This is a genomic window from Paenibacillus sp. IHB B 3084, assembly GCF_001447315.1.
GTDB lineage: Bacteria > Bacillota > Bacilli > Paenibacillales > Paenibacillaceae > Paenibacillus.
On record NZ_CP013203.1, the window covers coordinates 4,008,261 to 4,028,536 of the forward strand.

The following is a 20,276-nucleotide window of genomic DNA, read 5'->3' on the forward strand; positions in this document are numbered from 1 at the left end:
GATAACGTCCCAGGAGGGATTCGAACCCCCGACCGACGGCTTAGAAGGCCGTTGCTCTATCCAGCTGAGCTACTGGGACATAAAATTCAAGCGAATATTAATATATCACATGGATAAAAAAGATTCAAGCTTTATTTCGCATATATCCGGAATTCAGGCTTTCTTTAGCATAAAAATCAAGGTAGCTATCGTTTTTTTTGCCTCATAAAAGGGTATGTTAGAATACAGGTGAATATGTGGAAGACGAGAGGTTGGACTTCGGCCGCTGTTTCTCATATAATCTACAAATACTTTAGCTTGCGGTGGAGAGGGGGTGCCTTGAATAAAGGACTCCAAGGTGACGACAAAAGAAAATAATATTGTTTTGTTTCCGAAGACACTGGATTACTATCAAATTCAACTCACTGTAATGCTTGAAAACGAACGTTACGGAGAGGCGATGGCGATGCTGCGTTTTTTGATGCAATGTCAGGGTCAGGAACAGAAGCAATACGAAGAGTGGGATGCCCTTTTACAATGGCTGGAAGCCGCGTTTCCACAATATGCCGACAGAGGGGCGGAAACGGACGCTACGGAAGAAGATGAGGTCAGTGAAGCAGAGCTGGCCCGCCGAAATGCGCGCTTCAAGCAGGAGCAGGATGCAGGCTACGGCAACAAGTTGCTACGTATGGCTATGGATGAACCGTTGTCGGAACAGACGATTTTAGCGCTGGAACAACTGTCTTATCTGGATCTGCCGGAAATCGACGATGCGCTGCTTAACTGGATTAAGGAACGGGAAATCCACCCTCTGCTTCAATTCCGTGTTTTGCAGACACTACGACGACGCGGAATGGAAGGGACGATCGAAATCAGCCGGGGAGATGAGAAGGCAGAAATCGAGATTGAGTCTATTCCGTTGCGGCCGGATGAATTTCCTGAACCGATTATGCGTATTCTGGAGCGGGTGGCCGATCAGACTGAAGTGCATGAGCCTACGCTGTTCTATTTTGCGCAGGAGCTATGGTCGCAGTTTGTGATGGCGGTGTACGGTACGAAAGATTACAGGTCAATGCTGGTGGAGGAGGACGGGATGCCGGATATTTGGGCGGCAGCACTCCATCAGACGGTATCGGAGAGTCTGAGCGGCAACAAGGATGAGGAAGAAACCCGTGCTATATACGGCATTACCGATGCGTTGCGCTTCCGTTTTGAGCAGGTATACCGGTCGATGCGTCTATTCGTAGCGGCGGGAATGAACACTCCATAACGGCCGGAAACGGTTACTTGTGAAGCATTCAAAGGGCTGCCCTTGAAAAAGATAGTAATGTTAGATATACTATAGTGGTTATTTTGTGTGCGTTGATCGTATGAAAACTAAGTGAAGATTTTGTTGGAGGGGAAAGCATAAAATGAAAGCAACTTGGGAGAAAATAGAGAAGAACCTTGGGGTTCTTGAAGTTGAGGTTGACGCGGATCGTGTAGCCGCTGCACTCGACAAAGCTTTTAATAAAGTGGCTAAACAAGTAAGTGTACCAGGATTCCGTAAAGGTAAAGTACCACGTCCTATTTTTGAAAAGCGTTATGGTATTGAAAGCTTGTATCAGGATGCAATTGACTTCCTGCTGCCAGAAGCCTACAGCCAAGCTGTAGAAAAAACGGATATTTTCCCGGTAGACAGCCCTGACGTTGAAATTGATCAATTCGCTAAAGGCGAATCTTTCAAATTCAAAGCCAAGGTTACTGTTAAGCCTGAAGTGACTTTGGGTGAGTACAAAGGTGTAGAAGTGCCTGTAAGCAAACTCGAAGTAACTGACGAAGAGCTGGCTCAAGAGCTGGAGCGTTTGCAACAACGTCATGCCGAGCTGGTTGTCGTTGATGAAGATGCTGCACAATCCGGCGATACGGCTATTATCGACTTTGACGGTTCTGTGGATGGCGTTCCATTCGAAGGCGGACAAGCTGAGAAGTATTCTCTGGAGCTGGGCTCCAATACGTTCATTCCTGGCTTTGAAGAGCAAGTGATCGGTTTGCACACAGGCGATTCCAAGGACGTTGAAGTAACGTTCCCTGAGAACTATCATTCGGCTGATCTCGCTGGCAAACAAGCAGTCTTCAAAGTGAAGGTTCATGAACTGAAACGCAAAGTTCTTCCTGAGCTGGATGATGAATTTGCTAAAGACGTAAGCGAATTTGATACACTGGTTGAATTCAAGGAAGACTTGAAAAAGCAACTGCTGGAGCGTAAGGAAAACGAAGCTAAAGCTGCCCGTGAGGGTGCGGTAGTTGAGAAAGTTGCTGATAACGCAACAATCGACATTCCTGAAGCCATGATCAAAAGTGAAGTGCAAAATATGGTTCGCGATTTCGACAACCGTCTGCGCAGCCAAGGCATGAATCTTGAAATGTTCCTCGGATTCTCCGGCCAAAGCCAGGAAGATCTGGAAGCGCAAATGAAAGTGGATGCTGAGAAGCGTGTACGCAACAACCTCGTGCTGGAGCAAGTGGCAAAAGCGGAAAACATCGAAGTTTCCGAAGCGGAAATTGATGAAGAGCTGAAAAACATGGCTGAAGCTTACAAACGTTCGGTTGAAGAAATTCGCGGTATTCTGGAAGGTAACGGCTCGTTCGCAAACCTGAAAGAAGAAATTTCACTGCGCAAAACGATCGCTTTGTTGTTGGAAAACAGCAAAGAAGTTGAAGCGCCAGCTGAAGCTGCCGAGTAATTCAAACGATAAAATATACGAGGTATGCCGAACAGGCTGCAACGTAGCAATTAGATAGGGATAAGGCACGTAGTGAAAGTTACGTGCCTTATTTTTACCTTGGGCAATCCATATTTTAGTCGTTTATGGAAAGTGCTGTGAGTTGCGCTTTATTGTTGTACATAAGTCACTGCTGTACATTTGCACATACATACGAAACATGGTTAAATATGAGAAGGTCTCGGCTAAGTACGTTGTACAACAGCCCGCACTGCATATATGAGCGGATGGAAATATGACACGAGACTCTGAACATGTTAAAATATTTTGTAAGGTGTTCCCGTTTCATGCTTACTGCTTCCGTTTTAATGGGACTTAAGGAAGTGGATGAATACTGGTGTTCATTTTAATAAAGAAAAGAGGTTGGTCGTGATGAGTCTCGTCCCTATGGTTGTGGAACAAACGAATCGAGGAGAACGATCTTACGATATTTACTCGCGGTTGCTTAAGGATCGCATCATTTTCCTGAGTGGCCCAATTGATGACGATGTCGCCAATCTCGTCATTGCACAGCTATTGTTCCTTTCTGCGGAAGATCCGGAGAAGGATATTAATTTGTACATTAACTCGCCGGGCGGTTCTGTAACTGCGGGCATGGGTATATATGATACAATGCAATTCATTAAGCCGGATGTATCGACGATCTGTGTAGGCATGGCTGCAAGTATGGGCTCTTTGCTGCTCACAGCAGGTGCTCCAGGAAAGAGATATGCGCTTACTAACAGCGAAGTCATGATCCATCAGCCGTTGGGTGGCATTCAGGGGCAAGCCTCCGATATGCTGATCCATGCGGACTGGATTCTCAAAACGCGTGCCAAGCTGAATCAAATCTATGTAGAGCGTACGGGTCAGCCCCTCGAAAAAATCGAACGTGATACTGACCGGGATTTCTTCATGGAAGCGGAAGAGGCAAAAGCATACGGTATCATTGACCAGGTGCTGTCTAGACCGATTAATCTGTAAAGGGGTGGCTCTATGTTTAAGTTTAATGATGAAAAAGGACAACTGAAATGTTCCTTCTGCGGTAAATCTCAGGATCAGGTTCGCAAGCTAGTTGCCGGACCAGGCGTATATATATGTGACGAATGCATTGAGTTGTGCACGGAAATCGTGGAAGAGGAACTGGGTCATGAGGAAGAAGTAGATCTGAAAGACATTCCGAAACCAATGCAAATCCGTGACATTCTCGATCAATATGTAATTGGTCAGGATCAAGCGAAAAAATCATTGTCCGTAGCGGTGTATAACCACTACAAACGTATTAATACGCAAAACAAAATTGATGATGTGGAACTGCAAAAAAGTAACATCTTGATGCTCGGACCTACAGGTTCAGGTAAAACGTTGCTTGCGCAAACCATGGCTAAAATTTTGAACGTTCCTTTTGCCATCGCAGATGCTACTTCCCTTACGGAAGCGGGTTATGTGGGCGAAGACGTTGAGAACATTTTGCTGAAATTGATTCAAGCTGCCGATTATGATGTGGAAAAAGCTGAACGTGGCATTATCTACATCGACGAAATTGATAAAGTAGCCCGCAAATCCGAAAACCCATCCATTACACGTGATGTATCGGGTGAAGGTGTACAGCAGGCATTGCTTAAAATTTTGGAAGGCACGGTTGCTTCTGTACCTCCACAAGGTGGTCGTAAGCATCCTCATCAAGAGTTCATTCAAATTGATACGACGAACATCCTGTTCATTTGCGGCGGTGCCTTTGACGGTCTGGAGCAAATGATCAAACGTCGTGTTGGCAAGAAAGTCATCGGTTTTAATGCGACTACAGATCAAAAGGATTTGAAACCGGGTGAATATACTTCTATGGTATTGCCTGAGGATCTTTTGAAATTCGGTCTGATTCCGGAGTTTGTAGGACGTTTGCCGGTTATTTCTACGCTGGAGCCGCTTGATGAGAACACATTGGTTCGTATTTTGTCTGAGCCGAAAAATGCTTTAGTCAAGCAGTATCAGAAGATGCTTGAACTGGATAATGTTACTTTGGAGTTTAAGCAAGATGCTCTGGAAGCCATTGCCCGTGAAGCCATCAAGCGTAACACGGGTGCCCGTGGTCTTCGTGCGATCATTGAAGGCATTATGCTGGATGTGATGTATGAGGTTCCTTCCCGTGATGATATCACGACTTGCGTCATCAATGAGCAAGTTGTAAAAGATAAAATCGCACCGGAACTCGGTGGTACAGATAAGGATAAAAAACAAGAAGAGAGCGCCTAAGGATTGATACTTCGCGATCTCTAAAACATGAGAAGCCGGATCTCCACTTCACTAAACCCATATGAGGTTTTATGGGGTGGAGGTTTGGTGTTAATGGGAGAGAAAAGTACATGTTCTTAAGACAAGACACACGTCCCGTTAAAGTCGGGAACCTGACGATTGGCGGCAGCAATGAAGTCATCATCCAAAGCATGTGTACGACCAAAACAGCAGATGTGGAAGCTACCGTCGCTGAAATTCTCCGTTTGGAAGAGGCGGGTTGCCAACTTGTACGGGTCACCGTCAACAATGAGGAAGCTGCCGCAGCCATTAAGGAAATTAAAAAACAGATCCATATTCCGCTTGTAGCGGATATTCACTTCAACCACAAGCTGGCCTTGCTGGCGATTGAAAACGGAATTGACAAGGTTCGTATCAATCCCGGCAACATTGGTCGTCGTGAAAAAGTGGAAGCTGTCGTTAAGGCATGCAAGGAAAAGGGAATTCCGATTCGGATTGGTGTGAATGCCGGGTCATTGGAACAGCATTTGCTGGATAAGTACGGCTATCCTACGCCGGAAGCGATGGTAGAAAGCGCATTGTATCATATCGGTATACTGGAAGAGCTTGATTTTCACGATATTATCGTGTCGCTGAAAGCATCTGATGTGCCTATGGCGATTGCTGCTTATACGAAGGCAGCCGAAATCATCAAATATCCGCTACACCTGGGTATTACCGAAGCGGGTACGCTTTTTACCGGAACCGTTAAGAGTGCAGCGGGAATGGGTGCCTTGCTGGCAGCGGGCATTGGCTCGACCATGCGTATTTCGCTGAGTGCCGATCCAGTTGAAGAAGTGAAGGTTGCGCGGGAACTGCTCAAAACCTTTGGGCTGATCACGAATGCTGCGACTTTGATTTCCTGTCCGACTTGTGGACGTCTGGATATTGATCTGTTCTCTATCGCCAACGAAGTCGAAGACTATATTGCGAAACTCAAGGTGCCGATTAAAGTGTCGGTACTGGGTTGCGCGGTGAACGGTCCGGGGGAAGCAAAGGAAGCCGATATCGGTATTGCCGGAGCGCGTGGGGAAGGACTTCTGTTCCGTTACGGAAAAATGATTCGCAAAGTTCCCGAGGCTGACATGGTTGACGAATTGAAAAAAGAAATTGACATCATCGTCAAGGCGTATGAAGAGACGGGTAAAATTCCGGGTCGCGAGGAACGTCATACAGCCGAGAAGGTATAGACAAAATCGATTCCCATAAAGAGGCATAATCATATTCTATTGCCATCATTTAAACGCCGTGGAGGGCAGCTCTGCTACAGAACTGTTCTTCACGGTGTTTTTGTATTTTCTCTCTGATCTTTTGGAAGACTGCCGTTTAGCTATTGGGGAAAAGGAAATACTGTTTTTCATAGACGGCATTTTAGCGGCATTTTTCAAAATGCTGAGATGAGAAACGGAGGAAATACGATGGACTTTACTATGATTTTGTTGTTGGTGCAAATGTTTTTTGGGATTGTCATCGGTCTGTATTTCTGGAACCTTTTGCGGAGTCAGAAGACGAACCGCAGCGCAGTGGACCGGGAATCCCGCAAGGAACTGGATAAGCTGCGCAAACTGCGTTCCATTTCATTAACCAAACCGCTGGCTGAACGCACTCGTCCCGCCACATTACAGGATATTGTCGGTCAGAAGGACGGACTGCGTGCGCTCAAGGCAGCGTTATGCAGTGCGAACCCCCAGCATGTTATTATTTATGGGCCACCAGGAGTGGGCAAGACGGCTGCTGCGCGCGTGGTGCTGGAAGAGGCTAAGAAAAACCTGTCCTCCCCGTTCAAGGGAGACGCCAAATTCACGGAGATTGATGCGACGACTGCCCGTTTTGACGAGCGGGGTATTGCAGACCCGTTGATTGGTTCGGTGCATGATCCGATTTATCAGGGTGCTGGAGCGATGGGGGTGGCGGGTATTCCGCAGCCCAAGCCCGGAGCTGTAACGAAGGCACATGGTGGCATGCTGTTCATTGATGAAATTGGTGAGTTGCACCCTACACAGATGAATAAGTTGTTGAAAGTATTGGAGGATCGTAAAGTATTTTTGGAGAGCGCGTACTACAACTCGGAGGATTCGAATACTCCTGCTTATATCCATGATATTTTTCAAAATGGTTTGCCTGCCGATTTCCGTATGGTAGGTGCGACGACCCGTTCGCCGCATGAGCTGCCGCCTGCCATTCGTTCCCGGTGCATGGAAATTTATTTCCGTGCTCTCCAGCCACAGGAAATTGCTCGTATTGCTGAGGATGCCGTCCACAAGCTGGGCTTCGGTCCTTGCCCGGAGGCGGTTGAAGTTGTACAGCGTTACGCCACAAATGGCCGGGAGGCCGTCAATATGATTCAGCTTGCTGCTGGATTGGCACTTACGGAGAAACGGGAACGTCTAAACGCTTCGGATGTGGAATGGGTAGCAGGCAGCAGCCAAATTCAACCGCGTCCTGACCGGAAAATACCGGGTCTTCCACAAATCGGATTTGTTAACGGTTTGGCCGTATATGGCCCGAATATGGGTATGCTGCTGGAGATTGAGGTTACAGCAGTTCCGGTTCCTGCGGGAAAGGGAACCTATAATATTACGGGTGTAGTTGATGAGGAAGAGATTGGCGGTGGCTCCCGTACACTACGGCGTAAAAGTATGGCCAAAGGCTCTGTGGAAAATGTGTTGACCGTTTTGCGTACACTCGGTTTATCGCCGTCGAATTACGATTTGCATATTAATTTCCCCGGAGGAACACCAGTAGATGGCCCGTCGGCAGGAATTGCGATGGCAACAGCTATTGCTTCTGCAATGCGGGGAATTCCGGTGGATCACGAAATTGCGATGACCGGAGAGGTTAGCATTCACGGGCGTGTTAAACCGATTGGCGGCGTATTAGCCAAGATTGAGGCTGCTTTTCAGGCAGGGGCTAAAAAGGTGATCATCCCGCAGGACAACTGGCAGTCTCTTTTTGACAGCATTGAAGGCTTGAAAGTCATTCCGGTGCAGTCGGTTACGGAAGTATTCCAGCACGTATTTGGAGAGGAATTGACGTCAGATTTACCTGTACACACGCCAATTGAGACTTTTCGCCCATCCCAATCTTCCCTGTTGCAGGCCGATGGGACGCATAACGGGACGATATCGGACACAGGATCTTGCTAATGAACTACCCTTTCATTGGTTTTTTCATAAAACATTTGATAAAATATGAAAGATAACAACTTGAAGGATTGTAAAATCCGGAACTTGAGAATCACTGGAGGTGTGAAAGCGATGGGACCCAACAAGACAAAAGGTCGTCGTTTTCCTTTGCTGCCTTTAAGAGGACTTCTGGTCTACCCGAGCATGGTTCTGCATCTCGATGTGGGCCGAGAAAAATCGGTCAAGGCTTTGGAAAAAGCGATGGTTGAAGATAATTTGATTCTCCTGTGTTCTCAATCAGAAGTGAATATTGAAGAACCCGCACAAGAGGATATTTTTCGAGTCGGCACGGTAGCCAAAGTACGCCAGATGCTCAAGCTTCCCAACGGAACGATTCGGGTGCTGGTGGAAGGGCTGGAACGTGCCGAGATTATTCAATATACGGACAATGAGGAATATTACGAGGTACTGGCAAAGGAGCTGCATGAGGCAGAAAACGTGCATCCCGAGACGGATGCGCTCATGCGTACTGTTTTGACCCAGTTCGAGCATTATATCAACTTGTCCAAAAAGGTAACCCCCGAAACTCTCGCTGCGGTATCCGACATTGAGGAGCCCGGACGGCTTGCTGACGTGATTACAAGTCATCTGACGCTCAAAATCAAGGAAAAGCAGGATATTCTGGAGACGATCGACGTAACTCAACGTCTGGAGAAGCTTCTGGATATTTTGAATAACGAGCGTGAGGTACTGGAGCTGGAACGTAAAATTAGCCAGCGCGTGAAGAAACAGATGGAGAAAACGCAGAAGGAGTATTACCTGCGTGAGCAAATGAAGGCGATCCAGAAAGAGCTTGGCGAGAAGGAAGGTCGCGCAGGAGAAGTAGAAGAGCTGCGCAATCAGTTAAGTGAGCTGGAGCTGCCCGCTCCTGTAAAGGAGAAGGTCGAGAAGGAAATTGACCGTCTGGAGAAGATGCCTGCAAGCTCTGCCGAGGGCGGGGTGATCCGTAATTACGTCGATTGGCTGTTAAGCTTGCCATGGAACAAGTTTACGGATGATGATCTGGATATCGTCAAGGCTGAAGAGATACTGAATGATGATCACTACGGACTGGATAAGCCGAAGGAACGGGTGCTGGAGTATCTGGCTGTACGCAAGCTGGTGAAGACCATTAAGGGGCCAATTCTGTGTCTCGTAGGTCCACCGGGGGTGGGCAAGACTTCACTGGCTCGTTCCATCGCCAAGTCCATGGGGAAAGAATTTGTCCGCATCTCTCTTGGGGGCGTGCGGGATGAAGCGGAAATTCGTGGTCATCGCCGGACTTATGTAGGCGCGATGCCAGGTCGCATCATTCAGGGAATGAAGACGGCTGGAACGTCTAATCCGGTCTTTTTGCTGGATGAGATTGATAAAATGGCTTCGGATTTTCGTGGTGACCCTTCGGCGGCACTGCTGGAGGTGCTTGATCCCGAACAGAACAATACGTTCAGTGACCATTTTGTCGAGCTGCCCTTTGACTTGTCCAATGTGATGTTCGTGACGACAGCCAATGCCGCGCATAATATTCCGCGTCCGCTGATGGACCGGATGGAGACATTGTACATTCCGGGTTACACCGAGCTGGAAAAGCTCGAAATCGCTAATCGTTATCTCCTGCCCAAGCAGAAGAGAGAGCACGGCTTGAAAGAGGAGCAACTGGACATCGGGGAGGATACGCTGCTGCGTGTTATCCGTGAATATACCCGTGAATCCGGCGTGCGGAATCTCGAACAGCAAATGGCTTCTTTATGCCGCAAGGCTGCGAAGTCAGTGGTATCCGGTGGAGAAGGCCCGATTCAAATTACACCGGACAATCTGAAAGATTATTTAGGCGTCGCCAAATTCCGTTACGGTGTAGCGGAGCTGGAAGACCAGATTGGTACGGTTACAGGCTTGGCGTGGACAGAGGTCGGCGGTGAAACGCTGATGATTGAAGTGACGGTCGTACCCGGCAGCGGTAAGCTGATTCTTACAGGTAAGCTGGGAGACGTTATGAAGGAATCCGCGCAGGCCGCATTTAGCTACACTCGCTCCAAAGCGGTTGAGCTGGGCATTGATACGGACTTTTATGAGAAAAATGATATTCATATCCACATTCCGGAGGGAGCGATTCCGAAGGATGGACCATCGGCGGGAATTACCATTGCTACAGCGTTGATTTCAGCGCTGACCAACCGTCATGTATCCAAAGATGTGGCTATGACGGGGGAAATTACCCTGCGCGGCCGCGTGCTGCCGATTGGTGGATTAAAAGAGAAGTCGCTGGCAGCCCACCGGGCAGGGTATAAAAAAATTCTGCTTCCCAAGGATAATGAACGGGATTTAAAGGATATTCCCGACAGTATCAGGCAGGATGTTGAATTTGTTCCCGTTGCCCATATGGATCAGGTGCTAAAGCATGCTTTGGTTGAGCAGGCAAGGGTACATTAGAGAGGAATTAAGGACACGATGAAAGTAACAAAAGCAGAATTTATTATTAGCGCGGTTGGCCCCGATCAGTTCCCTGTGGACGCTTTGCCGGAGATTGCCCTGGCGGGGCGTTCCAATGTAGGGAAGTCGTCACTGATTAATCGGTTGATTAGTCGTAAAAACTTGGCGCGCACCAGCTCTACGCCGGGTAAAACACAGCAGCTCAATTATTACCGAATTAATGATGATCTCTATTTCGTCGATTTTCCGGGTTACGGCTACGCAAAGGTATCCAAAACGTCCCGTAAAGCCTGGGGGCAAATGATTGAGTCGTATTTGCTGGAACGGGAGCCGCTCAAGCTGGTGCTTCAAATGGTCGATTTGCGTCATCCACCGTCTAAGGATGATATCATGATGTATGACTGGTTACGCCATAACGGACTCCCGGTATGCGTTGTAGGCACGAAGGCAGATAAAATCCCCAAAACACGGCGGGAGAAGCATTATAAAGTAATCAAGCAGGAACTCGGAATACTTCCTGGGGGTTTGTTTATCCCCTTTTCATCTGAAGAAGGCATGGGTAAGGATGAGCTATGGTCGGTCATCTCCAGCTATATTGAGAACGACGAAGACGAGGAACAACCGGAAATCTAAGAAGAAGGACGTCCATGGAGGGCGTTCTATCGGAAAAGACATATGCGAAGAAGTTGGTTCGTGGGTTGGAAGAACTTCAGGTAGAGACACCGGAGTGCAAGCACACAGAATGAGTATAAATCGTTTTCAATGGAGCCATTTGCGCGTCCCACACTATAACCATGGATTTAATCCATGGTTATTTGCTTTAAAAATGGCTCAAACTATATCAAACGATACAGACGTATTGGATGTTCGAGTTTGCCATCCAATTTTCATAAACAATTCATAAAACAGCCGGAGGAGATTCGGACTTCTGTGATATAATTAACATAGTTTATGATAACAGTGGTTATTCTTATTACAGTTTAGGCAGGTGAATTTGCAATGCACATCGTCGTTGTTGGGTTGAATTATCGTACGGCGCCTGTGGAAGTCAGAGAGCGATTTACATTTGCAGAACAAGATTTGCCAAAAGCGCTGGAACAACTCAAACTCACCAAAAGTGTGTTGGAGGGCGTAATTGTCGCAACCTGCAATCGGACTGAAATTTATGTCGTGGTGGACCGCCTTCACATGTGCGGTTATTTTATACGCAGTTTTATGGAGCAATGGTTCGGCATTCCTCGCGATCAATTTACACAGCATCTATATATATATGAGGACGAGCAGGCCATCCGGCATTTGTTCCGTGTGACTTGTGGTTTGGATTCTATGGTAATCGGGGAAACACAAATTTTGGGACAGGTGAAGAACGCTTTTCTTCAGGCTCAATCCCAGAAAATTACTGCAACGTGGTTTAATATGCTGTTTAAGCAGGCCGTCACATTGGGCAAGCGTGCCCATTCGGAGACGTCCATTGGAGAAAGCGCCGTATCCGTCAGCTATGCAGCAGTTGAACTGGGCAAACGAATTTTTGGGATGTTTACCGATAAAAAAGTGCTGATTCTCGGCGCGGGTAAAATGAGCGAGCTTACCGTTAAGCATTTGTACAGCGGTGGAGCAGCCGAGGTCATTGTGGCGAACCGGACTTTATCCAGAGCGGAAGATTTGGCTTCCAAGTTTCATGGAACGCCGGTCACGATGGAGGAAGGTATGAATCGGTTGGCGGATGTGGACATTGTCATTAGCTCCACAGGTGCACAAGGATATATTCTGGATCGTGAGCGGGTTGAAGCCAATATGAAACGTCGTCGGTCCCGTCCTTTATTTATGATTGATATTGCGGTTCCACGTGATTTGGACCCGGCTATTGGTGAATTGCAGAATGTTTTTCTCTACGATATTGATGATCTGGAAGGCATCGTGGAGAGCAATTTGGAAATGCGCCGTACTGAGGCTGCCAAAATTGAGCATATGATCGAAGGAGAACTTGGCGAGTTTTATCAATGGTTAAAAACGATGGGAGTGCGTCCGGTGATTCGTGCTTTACAGGAAAAAGCAGAGTCCGTGCATCAGGATACGCTCGAAAGCTTGTTCAACAAGCTTCCCGAGTTGGATGAACGACAACGCAAAGTGATTAGCCGCTTGACGAAGAGCATGCTGAACCAGATGATGCATGATCCGATCAATTCGGTGAAGGAACTGGCTGTCCAAAAGCAGGGGAATGAGGCGCTTGAACTGTTTAGCCACATTTTTGCTCTGGAGGATCGTTTGGAGGACGCCGCTCAGAAAGTAGATAAAAGCGATGCATCCGCGTTAATGAAACCGGAGGCCGGTATTCATGAAAAATCTGGTCAGGCCCAAGCCTCGCCAGCGTCGTTTGCGCCGGCTGGCCTGTAAAGGCGGGTGAGTGAACGTGGCTTTAAGCACGCTTATATATGATTCGATGATTTACGTTTTTGCCCTGAGCCTTCTGTTTGTATTTTCGGATGGCATTCGCCGTAATGCGAGTGCCAAACGGACAGGTACAGGGCTTCTTGCTGTCGTTCTTGTGCTCCAGCTTGTTTATATGGGAATAAGAACCTGGAACGAAGGACATCTTCCTATTTTCGTAACCTACGATTTTTATTTCTGTTTTCATTTATTTTGGTCCTGATTTCTTTAATTCTCTCACGCTATCAGCGGTCGGAATTTGCGGTATTGCTGCTTAACATTATTAGCTTTGCGGTTCTTGTGCTCAATAATATATGGATGGAGCCCACCGACAATCCGCTTGGAAATTGGCATACGGTGCATGGGCTGCTTCTCATCCATATCGCTTTGGCTAATCTTGGCTTTGTAGCCATGACGGTAGCGGCTGTATTTTCGGGGCTCTATCTGTTTTTGCATCGTAAATTGAAAGTCAAGAAATGGAATGATACGATCCGGCGTCTGCCGAGTCTGGAAATGATGGATCGGTATACCCATATGGCGCTGTTGATTGGTACTCCTTTGCTTGGGGTCTCCATTGTAGTTGCCGTCATCTCTATTATTGCTGAAGAACGCTGGCGTCTGCTAGTGGATACGAAAGTATTGATGACAGCGATAGCTCTGTGCGTGTATATTGTATTTTTAGTGAGCAAAAGATTCAATCAGAAGTCGGGCCTTGTGATGGCGAAGTGGGCATTGGTGGGCTACACGCTATTGATTCTTAACTTTTTGCTGAATTCCTGGTCTGTATTTCATCAGTGGACAGGAGAGTGAATGGCCATTTGCAACATTTTGTGCCGATTTCGCTGAATTGTAAAAATAAGCTCTGTTGTATTGTGGGCGGAGGAAGGATAGCGGAACGCAAGGTAAAGGGACTGATGGAAAGCGGGGCGTTCATTACCGTCATCAGTCCGAATATAACGCCGGATTTACAGGTTCTGGCCGATCATAAGCAGCTCCACTGGGTAAATCGCGTATACCGCGAGGGTGACCTCCAGGGGGCCTTTCTTGTATATGCGGCGACCGACCGGAGAGAAGTGAACAATACGGTTGCGCATGAGGCTGTGCGAAGGGGTATACTTGTAAATGTGGCGGACCGCTCGGAAGATGCGGACTTTATAACGCCGGGCATCATCCGACGGGGTAGGCTAACGATCAGCGTATCCACCGCAGGTGCGGGTCCAGCAGTAACATCCGAAATTACATCGGCTTTGGATACGCTGTTTGGTAGCGAATACGAGCCGTATCTGGATTTCATGTACGATATGAGGCAGGCAATTAAACGTACCATATCTTCCCCGCAGCAAAGGGCGAAACTGCTGAGACGTTTGGCGAGCAGCGGAATTTTGGAGCAAATACGACGTCAGGAATTTACGGCATGGACGCAAGAAGAGATGGACATATGGATTGCGCAAAATCAGGAGGAATAGCATGCGAACAATTGTGGTAGGTAGCAGACAGAGCGCGCTTGCGCTAACTCAGACCGGGCATGTCATTGAGGATTTGAACGTGCTGTGCGCGGAGCATGGGCTGGATATGCAGTTTGTCGTAAAAAAAATATTGACCAAGGGCGACCGGATTTTGGATGTAACGTTGTCCAAGGTGGGTGGCAAAGGGCTGTTTGTCAAAGAAATTGAACAGGCCATGTTGGCAGGTGAAATTGATATGGCAGTACATAGTATGAAGGATATGCCGTCAGAATTGCCCGAAGGGCTGGTGAACGGCGCGGTACCGCGTCGGGAAGACCCGCGGGATTGTTTCGTTACTCTGGGGTCCAAGAGCTTGGACGACCTGCCGCAAGGGGCAAAGGTCGGTACGAGCAGCCTGCGCAGAGCCAGTCAAATCAAGTCATTACGACCTGATCTTCAATTGGAGCCTGTGCGCGGTAATATTGATTCCCGTTTGAAAAAGCTGGAGACTGAAGGTTTTGACGCCATCATTTTGGCGGCTGCAGGCTTGCACCGGATGGGCTGGAAAGACCGAATTACGTCCTATATACCAGAGGAAGACTGTTTGCCGGCAGTTGGGCAGGGAGCGCTCGGTATTGAATGTCGCGCCAATGATGAAGAGCTACTCGCATTGCTGCATCTATACAACGACCGGGATACCTCGGCTACGGTTGCGGCAGAACGAACCTTCCTTGGCGTGCTGAACGGGGGATGCCAGGTGCCGATCGGGGCCCACGCAGTCTGGGTTGATCAAGAGATCCGTCTCACGGGTATGGTAGGCTCGCCGGATGGCGAGGTTATTTTGAAGGAAACGCTCCAGGGAAATGATCCGCAAAAGTTGGGAGAAGCGGTGGCGGCTAGCTTGATCGCCAAAGGAGCGGAACAGATTCTGGCGCAGGTGAGGGGATGATGGAATGGCGGGAAAGGTATATTTAGTAGGCGCAGGACCCGGAGACGCAAGACTGATTACGGTCAAGGGCTGGGAATGCATTCGACTGGGTGATGTGATTGTCTATGACAGACTGGCAAGCCCTCGACTTTTAGGTTTGATGAAGCCAGGTGCTCAGAAAATATATGTCGGCAAGCTGCCGGATCGTCACACCATGAAGCAAGAGGAAATCAATCAATTACTGGTGGATCTGGCTCTAGAAGGAAAAACGGTCGTCCGGCTCAAAGGCGGGGACCCCACCATTTTTGGGCGGGTCGGCGAAGAAGCCGGACTGCTGCGCAAACACGGTATTTCCTATGAGATCGTACCCGGCATTACATCAGCGATCAGTGTACCTGCCTATGCGGGCATTCCGGTCACACACCGGGATATGGCCTCATCGCTGTCTATCATTACGGGTCATGAAAGTCCAGACAAGCTCGACAAGAGTATTCATTGGGATAAAGTAACGAACGCAACGGGCACACTGATCTTTATGATGGGTGTGGCGAAGATCGGCTATATTAGTGAGCAACTGATGAAGCACGGCAAGCCGCCTAGCACACCCGTTGCTTTGATCCGTTGGGGAACCCGTGCGGAGCAGGATACACTGGTGGGTACGCTGGCAGATATTGAGGCCAAGGTGAAAGCCGCGAATTTTCAGCCTCCCGCCGTCATCGTCGTCGGAGAAGTGGTTAATCAGCGTGAACAGTTAAAATGGGCTGAGGATATGCCTTTGTTCGGCAAGCGGATTTTGGTTACACGTGCGCGCGCACAGGCCAGCAGTCTGGTTCATCGGATTGAAGAGCTTGGCGGCGAGCCTTATGAATTTCCCGTCATCCAGACGGTTGTCCCAACGGACGAGCCAACGAAACGACAAATTACTGAGGCGTTTGCACGATTGCCTGAATACGACTGGGTGTTTTTTACCAGCGTTAACGGAGTGGAATACTTTTTCACTCATCTGAAGGAACAAGGCAAGGATGTTCGTTCGCTATTTAAGGCGCGTATTGCCGCAGTCGGACCGGCTACAGCGGCGGCACTTCGTACGCACGGAATTGAAGCGGAGCAGATCGAAGGCCCTTTTCAGGCAGAGGGCTTACTCGAAGCGTTTGAGCAGGATTTGCAGGCAGGTCAGAACGTATTTCTGCCAAGAGGAGATCTTGCCAGGACCTGGCTGCCGGAGAAGCTGAGAGAGCTGGGACTTGAGGTGACTGAGGCCGATTTGTATCGAACCGTGCTGGCCGCAAACGCACAGGATGATGAACTGCTCAAGCTGCTTGAGGAACGTGCCATCCATGCGATTACTTTTACCAGTTCCTCAACAGTCACCTTTTTTCTGGAAGCACTTAGGCAGATGGGAGTCGAAGATCCGCTGTCGCTGCTGGAGGGAGTGACGATCGCTGTGATTGGCCCTCTCACTGGAGAAACAGCGACCCAGGCGGGCCTGACCGTCAGTTTCATGGCGGAAAAGGCAACTATTGAAAGTCTGATCCAATCGCTATGTGACTGGAAACAATCGAATGCTGTGACATCATAATTTTATTTTACCAAATGAATGTATAAAAACTGGAGGTTTGCAATCATGAGTGTTCCTTTTACCAGACATCGCCGTTTGCGTCAATCTGCTGCCATCCGTAGCATGGTGCGTGAGACGGTATTGAATCCGGCTGATTTTATCCAGCCGATCTACGTAACATTCGGTACAGGAGTGAAGCAGGAAATTAGCTCCATGCCCGGTGTGTACCGCTTTTCTCTGGATCAACTGGAAGAAGAACTGAAAGAAATTAGTGAGCTTGGCATTCCTGCCGTGCTCCTGTTTGGCATACCGGAGACGAAGGATAGCTTGGGGACTTCTGCTTTTGTGGACGATGGTATTGTTCAGGAAGCTACACGTCTGATCAAGTCGCGTTATCCCGAGCTGCTGGTTGTGGCTGACACTTGTTTGTGCGAGTTTACGGATCATGGGCACTGCGGCATGGTCCACATGCATGAGCATAATGGTGAGGTATGTGGTGAAGTGCTGAATGACGAATCTCTGGAGGTGCTGGTGCGTACAGCTGTTTCTCAAGCCAGAGCGGGCGCTGATATTATCGCGCCATCCAATATGATGGACGGTTTTGTACAGGCGATTCGGCAGGGACTGGATCTGGAGGGCTTCTCACATATTCCGATTATGTCGTATTCCGTCAAATATGCGTCTGCTTTTTACGGCCCTTTCCGGGAAGCCGCAGATTCTGCGCCGCAGTTTGGTGACCGCAAATCCTATCAGATGGACCCTGCCAATGCACGTGAAGCGTTGCGAGAAGCAGAATCTGATGTGCTGGAAGGTGCGGATATGCTGATGGTGAAGCCATCCCTTTCCTATCTGGACGTGATGCGTACAATTAAAGACCAGTTTGATTTGCCTCTGGTGGCTTACAACGTCAGCGGTGAATACGCGATGGTCAAGGCGGCAGCTCTTCAAGGCTGGATTGATGAAAAAGCGATGGTGCTGGAGATTTTGACAAGCATGAAGCGTGCGGGTGCAGATATGATTATTACTTATTCCGCCAAGGATGCGGCAAGATGGTTGAAGCAATAAGTGTATTTTTAGAAGACAGGAGTGGTCAGAATGATCAACGAACAACGAACGGTGCGCGAGGATGTGCGCTCTAAAGTAGCCTTTGATGAGGCAAAGCAATATATTCCGGGTGGCGTAAACAGTCCGGTTCGGGCTTTTAAAGCTGTTGGGATTACACCTGTATATATCGACCGTGGAGAAGGATCGCAGGTATATGATATCGACGGTCAATCCTATATTGACTATGTTTGTTCATGGGGACCGCTCATTATGGGACATGCACATCCTGAGGTCGTCAAGGCTCTACAGGCTGCAGTTGTCAAAGGAACCAGCTTCGGAGCGCCAACGTTGGCGGAAACCGAAATGGCGAAGCTCGTTTGTGAGCGTGTTCCTTCCGTGGATATCGTTCGTATGGTCAACTCGGGAACCGAGGCGACGATGAGCGCGATTCGACTTGCACGCGGATTTACGAGCCGCAGCAAAATCCTTAAATTTGAAGGCTCTTATCATGGTCATGCGGACAGCTTGCTGATTAAAGCAGGCTCTGGCGTGGCAACACTGGGTCTGCCCGATAGTCCGGGTGTACCCGAAGCCGTGGCCACACATACGATCACCGTTCCTTATAATGATTTGGCTTCTGTGAAACTGGCCTTTGAAAAATTTGGCGAGGAAATTGCCGCCATTATTGTCGAGCCGATCGCTGGAAATATGGGAGTTGTACCGCCACAGCCTGGATTTTTGGAAGGTTTGCGTGAGGTAACCCGGCAGTATGGAAGCCTGCTGATTTTTGATGAAGTCATGACCGGATTTCGGGTAGGACTTCATTCAGCTCAAGGTCGCTTTGGTGTAACCCCGGATCTCACATGCCTGGGTAAAGTCATTGGCGGAGGTCTGCCTGTAGGTGCCTATGGCGGACGTCGCGATATTATGGAACAGATTGCACCTTCTGGTCCGATCTATCAGGCGGGTACGCTTAGCGGAAATCCGCTGGCTATGGCAGCAGGCTATTCGACGCTTAAATTGCTGACGCCAGAAGTATATGATCGACTGGAAGAACGGGCAGCACGGCTTCAGGCCGGATTTGAACGTAATGCACGTGAGCTGGGCATACCTGTCACGATCAACCGTGTAGGCTCCATGGTTTGTCCATTTTTCACGGAAGAGAAGGTTGTCAATTTTGATACAGCTAAAACAAGTAATCAGGACCACTTTCGTCGTTACTTTACCGAATTGGTGAACGAGGGAGTTAGTGTGGCGCCATCCCAATTTGAGGGCATGTTTGTGTCGGGCGTGCATACGGTGGAAGATATTGATGCTACCATTGAAGCGAACTATCGCGCGCTCAAACGTCTATGAGCTGGCAAGGCGGCTGGAAAAGACGGGGACCGTGGCTGGAAGTCACACCGGGACGGGAAATCACAGAGGGTGAACATCGCACCGATGCTGTAGATCGCTGGTTGCTGAACCGTTTGGAGCTACCGGATAAGCTGTGGCGCAGACTGCGACACGAAAAGCAGATCGAACTTGCGGGGGACCGGCTGCGGCTGGCCCTTTTTCCCGTTACGGACCTTGGCGTGACCCCTCGCTGGTACGATTTGAAGGTGTTGTATGAGGATGATTTTTGCCTGGTCGTACACAAACCGGCGGGTATGGCGGTACACCCGGACGGAGCTGTAAAAGATGGTCCACTGACGTTGGATCATGCGGTCGCATCGTATTATGAGATGAATGGCATCCATGCGGCAGTACGGCATGTGCATCGTCTGGATACGGATACGACAGGACCGGTGCTGTATGCCAAAAATGAATTCGCGTTGCTCAAGCTGGACGAGCAGATGCGGGCCAAGGATATCGGTCGCCGTTATGTGGCTTTGGTACGGGGTGAAGTCCCTTCATCACTGCGGACGCTGGATTGGCCGATTGGCAAGGACAGGCATCACAAGCAGCGTCGCCGTGTTTCTCTGACCGGACAGAGCGCAGTTACCCATGTGGAACTTGGTGAAGTGTGGGGGAGCGGTCAAAAGGCGGTTAGCCTCGTATATTTAACACTGGAAACAGGCCGAACGCACCAGATTCGCGTTCATCTTAGCCATGCGGGCTATCCGTTATTGGGGGATGTATTATACGGGGGACGGGCTACTGATTTTGGCAGGCAGGCGCTGCACGGAGAGCGTCTTACCTTCTGTCATCCGCTGAGCGGAGAAACGATTACTGTGGAAGATGCTTGGCCGGATGATTTTCAAAAGCTGCATAAACAGCTATAAA

Annotated in this window: 15 protein-coding genes, 1 tRNA gene and 2 pseudogenes; 17 read left to right on the plus strand and 1 reads right to left on the minus strand. The window is 48.8% G+C overall.

The features are described 5' to 3' along the window. Positions 1–5 precede the first annotated feature (5 nt). Positions 6–79, minus strand: a tRNA-Arg gene (locus tag ASL14_RS18800). 258 nt (positions 80–337) lie between these two features. Between ASL14_RS18800 and ASL14_RS18805 the strand changes: the two genes are divergently transcribed. The 17 genes and pseudogenes from ASL14_RS18805 (at position 338) to ASL14_RS18880 (ending at position 20,275) form a co-directional block, all read left to right on the plus strand. Then, positions 338–1,249, plus strand: coding sequence for a hypothetical protein (locus ASL14_RS18805; RefSeq protein WP_189338176.1), 912 nt, complete (start codon positions 338–340; stop codon positions 1,247–1,249). Positions 1,250–1,391: 142 nt separating this feature from the next. Then, positions 1,392–2,705 carry a trigger factor gene (gene tig / locus ASL14_RS18810; protein ID WP_134913020.1) on the plus strand — a complete coding sequence of 438 codons (1,314 nt, stop codon included), beginning with the start codon at positions 1,392–1,394 and terminating at the stop codon, positions 2,703–2,705. Positions 2,706–3,116: 411 nt separating this feature from the next. After that, on the plus strand, positions 3,117–3,707 hold the full coding sequence (clpP, locus tag ASL14_RS18815) for an ATP-dependent Clp endopeptidase proteolytic subunit ClpP (protein ID WP_044645652.1): 591 nt from the start codon (positions 3,117–3,119) through the stop codon (positions 3,705–3,707). A 12-nt stretch (positions 3,708–3,719) separates the two neighbouring features. Then, on the plus strand, positions 3,720–4,976 hold the full coding sequence (gene clpX, locus ASL14_RS18820; protein WP_025684004.1) for an ATP-dependent protease ATP-binding subunit ClpX: 1,257 nt from the start codon (positions 3,720–3,722) through the stop codon (positions 4,974–4,976). A gap of 110 nt (positions 4,977–5,086) precedes the next feature. Then, positions 5,087–6,205 carry a flavodoxin-dependent (E)-4-hydroxy-3-methylbut-2-enyl-diphosphate synthase gene (ispG, locus tag ASL14_RS18825; RefSeq protein WP_134913021.1) on the plus strand — a complete coding sequence of 373 codons (1,119 nt, stop codon included), beginning with the start codon at positions 5,087–5,089 and terminating at the stop codon, positions 6,203–6,205. A 228-nt stretch (positions 6,206–6,433) separates the two neighbouring features. Next, on the plus strand, positions 6,434–8,161 hold the full coding sequence (gene lonB / locus ASL14_RS18830) for an ATP-dependent protease LonB (protein ID WP_134913022.1): 1,728 nt from the start codon (positions 6,434–6,436) through the stop codon (positions 8,159–8,161). Between the two features lie 111 nt (positions 8,162–8,272). After that, on the plus strand, positions 8,273–10,609 hold the full coding sequence (gene lon, locus ASL14_RS18835) for an endopeptidase La (RefSeq protein WP_134913023.1): 2,337 nt from the start codon (positions 8,273–8,275) through the stop codon (positions 10,607–10,609). A gap of 18 nt (positions 10,610–10,627) precedes the next feature. Next, positions 10,628–11,242 (plus strand): ribosome biogenesis GTP-binding protein YihA/YsxC, encoded by a 615-nt coding sequence (gene yihA, locus ASL14_RS18840; RefSeq protein WP_044645655.1) that lies wholly within the window; start codon positions 10,628–10,630, stop codon positions 11,240–11,242. 32 nt (positions 11,243–11,274) lie between these two features. Beyond that, positions 11,275–11,355 (plus strand): annotated as a pseudogene (locus tag ASL14_RS29625) (adenosylmethionine decarboxylase); the annotation flags it as partial. Positions 11,356–11,608: 253 nt separating this feature from the next. Next, positions 11,609–13,003: a glutamyl-tRNA reductase gene (hemA, locus tag ASL14_RS18845; RefSeq protein WP_134913024.1), complete on the plus strand. Its 1,395-nt coding sequence runs from the start codon at positions 11,609–11,611 to the stop codon at positions 13,001–13,003. A gap of 16 nt (positions 13,004–13,019) precedes the next feature. Next, positions 13,020–13,846 (plus strand): annotated as a pseudogene (ccsA, locus tag ASL14_RS18850) (cytochrome c biogenesis protein CcsA). An 8-nt stretch (positions 13,847–13,854) separates the two neighbouring features. After that, the gene (locus tag ASL14_RS18855) at positions 13,855–14,502 is read left to right on the plus strand and encodes a precorrin-2 dehydrogenase/sirohydrochlorin ferrochelatase family protein (protein ID WP_134913025.1); all 648 of its coding nucleotides are present in this window, start codon (positions 13,855–13,857) and stop codon (positions 14,500–14,502) included. A 1-nt stretch (position 14,503) separates the two neighbouring features. Continuing rightward, entirely contained in the window at positions 14,504–15,430 is a 927-nt protein-coding gene (gene hemC / locus ASL14_RS18860) for a hydroxymethylbilane synthase (protein WP_134913026.1), read from the plus strand. Between the two features lie 4 nt (positions 15,431–15,434). Beyond that, the gene (gene cobA / locus ASL14_RS18865) at positions 15,435–16,988 is read left to right on the plus strand and encodes a uroporphyrinogen-III C-methyltransferase (RefSeq protein ID WP_134913027.1); all 1,554 of its coding nucleotides are present in this window, start codon (positions 15,435–15,437) and stop codon (positions 16,986–16,988) included. 45 nt (positions 16,989–17,033) lie between these two features. After that, positions 17,034–18,032, plus strand: a complete 999-nt coding sequence (gene hemB, locus ASL14_RS18870; protein ID WP_134913028.1) for a porphobilinogen synthase — start codon at positions 17,034–17,036, stop codon at positions 18,030–18,032. Between the two features lie 30 nt (positions 18,033–18,062). Continuing rightward, positions 18,063–19,367 (plus strand): glutamate-1-semialdehyde 2,1-aminomutase, encoded by a 1,305-nt coding sequence (gene hemL / locus ASL14_RS18875; protein WP_134913029.1) that lies wholly within the window; start codon positions 18,063–18,065, stop codon positions 19,365–19,367. After that, the gene (locus tag ASL14_RS18880) at positions 19,364–20,275 is read left to right on the plus strand and encodes an RluA family pseudouridine synthase (protein ID WP_134913030.1); all 912 of its coding nucleotides are present in this window, start codon (positions 19,364–19,366) and stop codon (positions 20,273–20,275) included. The genes hemL and ASL14_RS18880 overlap by 4 nt, the downstream gene beginning before the upstream one ends. Position 20,276 lies beyond the last annotated feature (1 nt).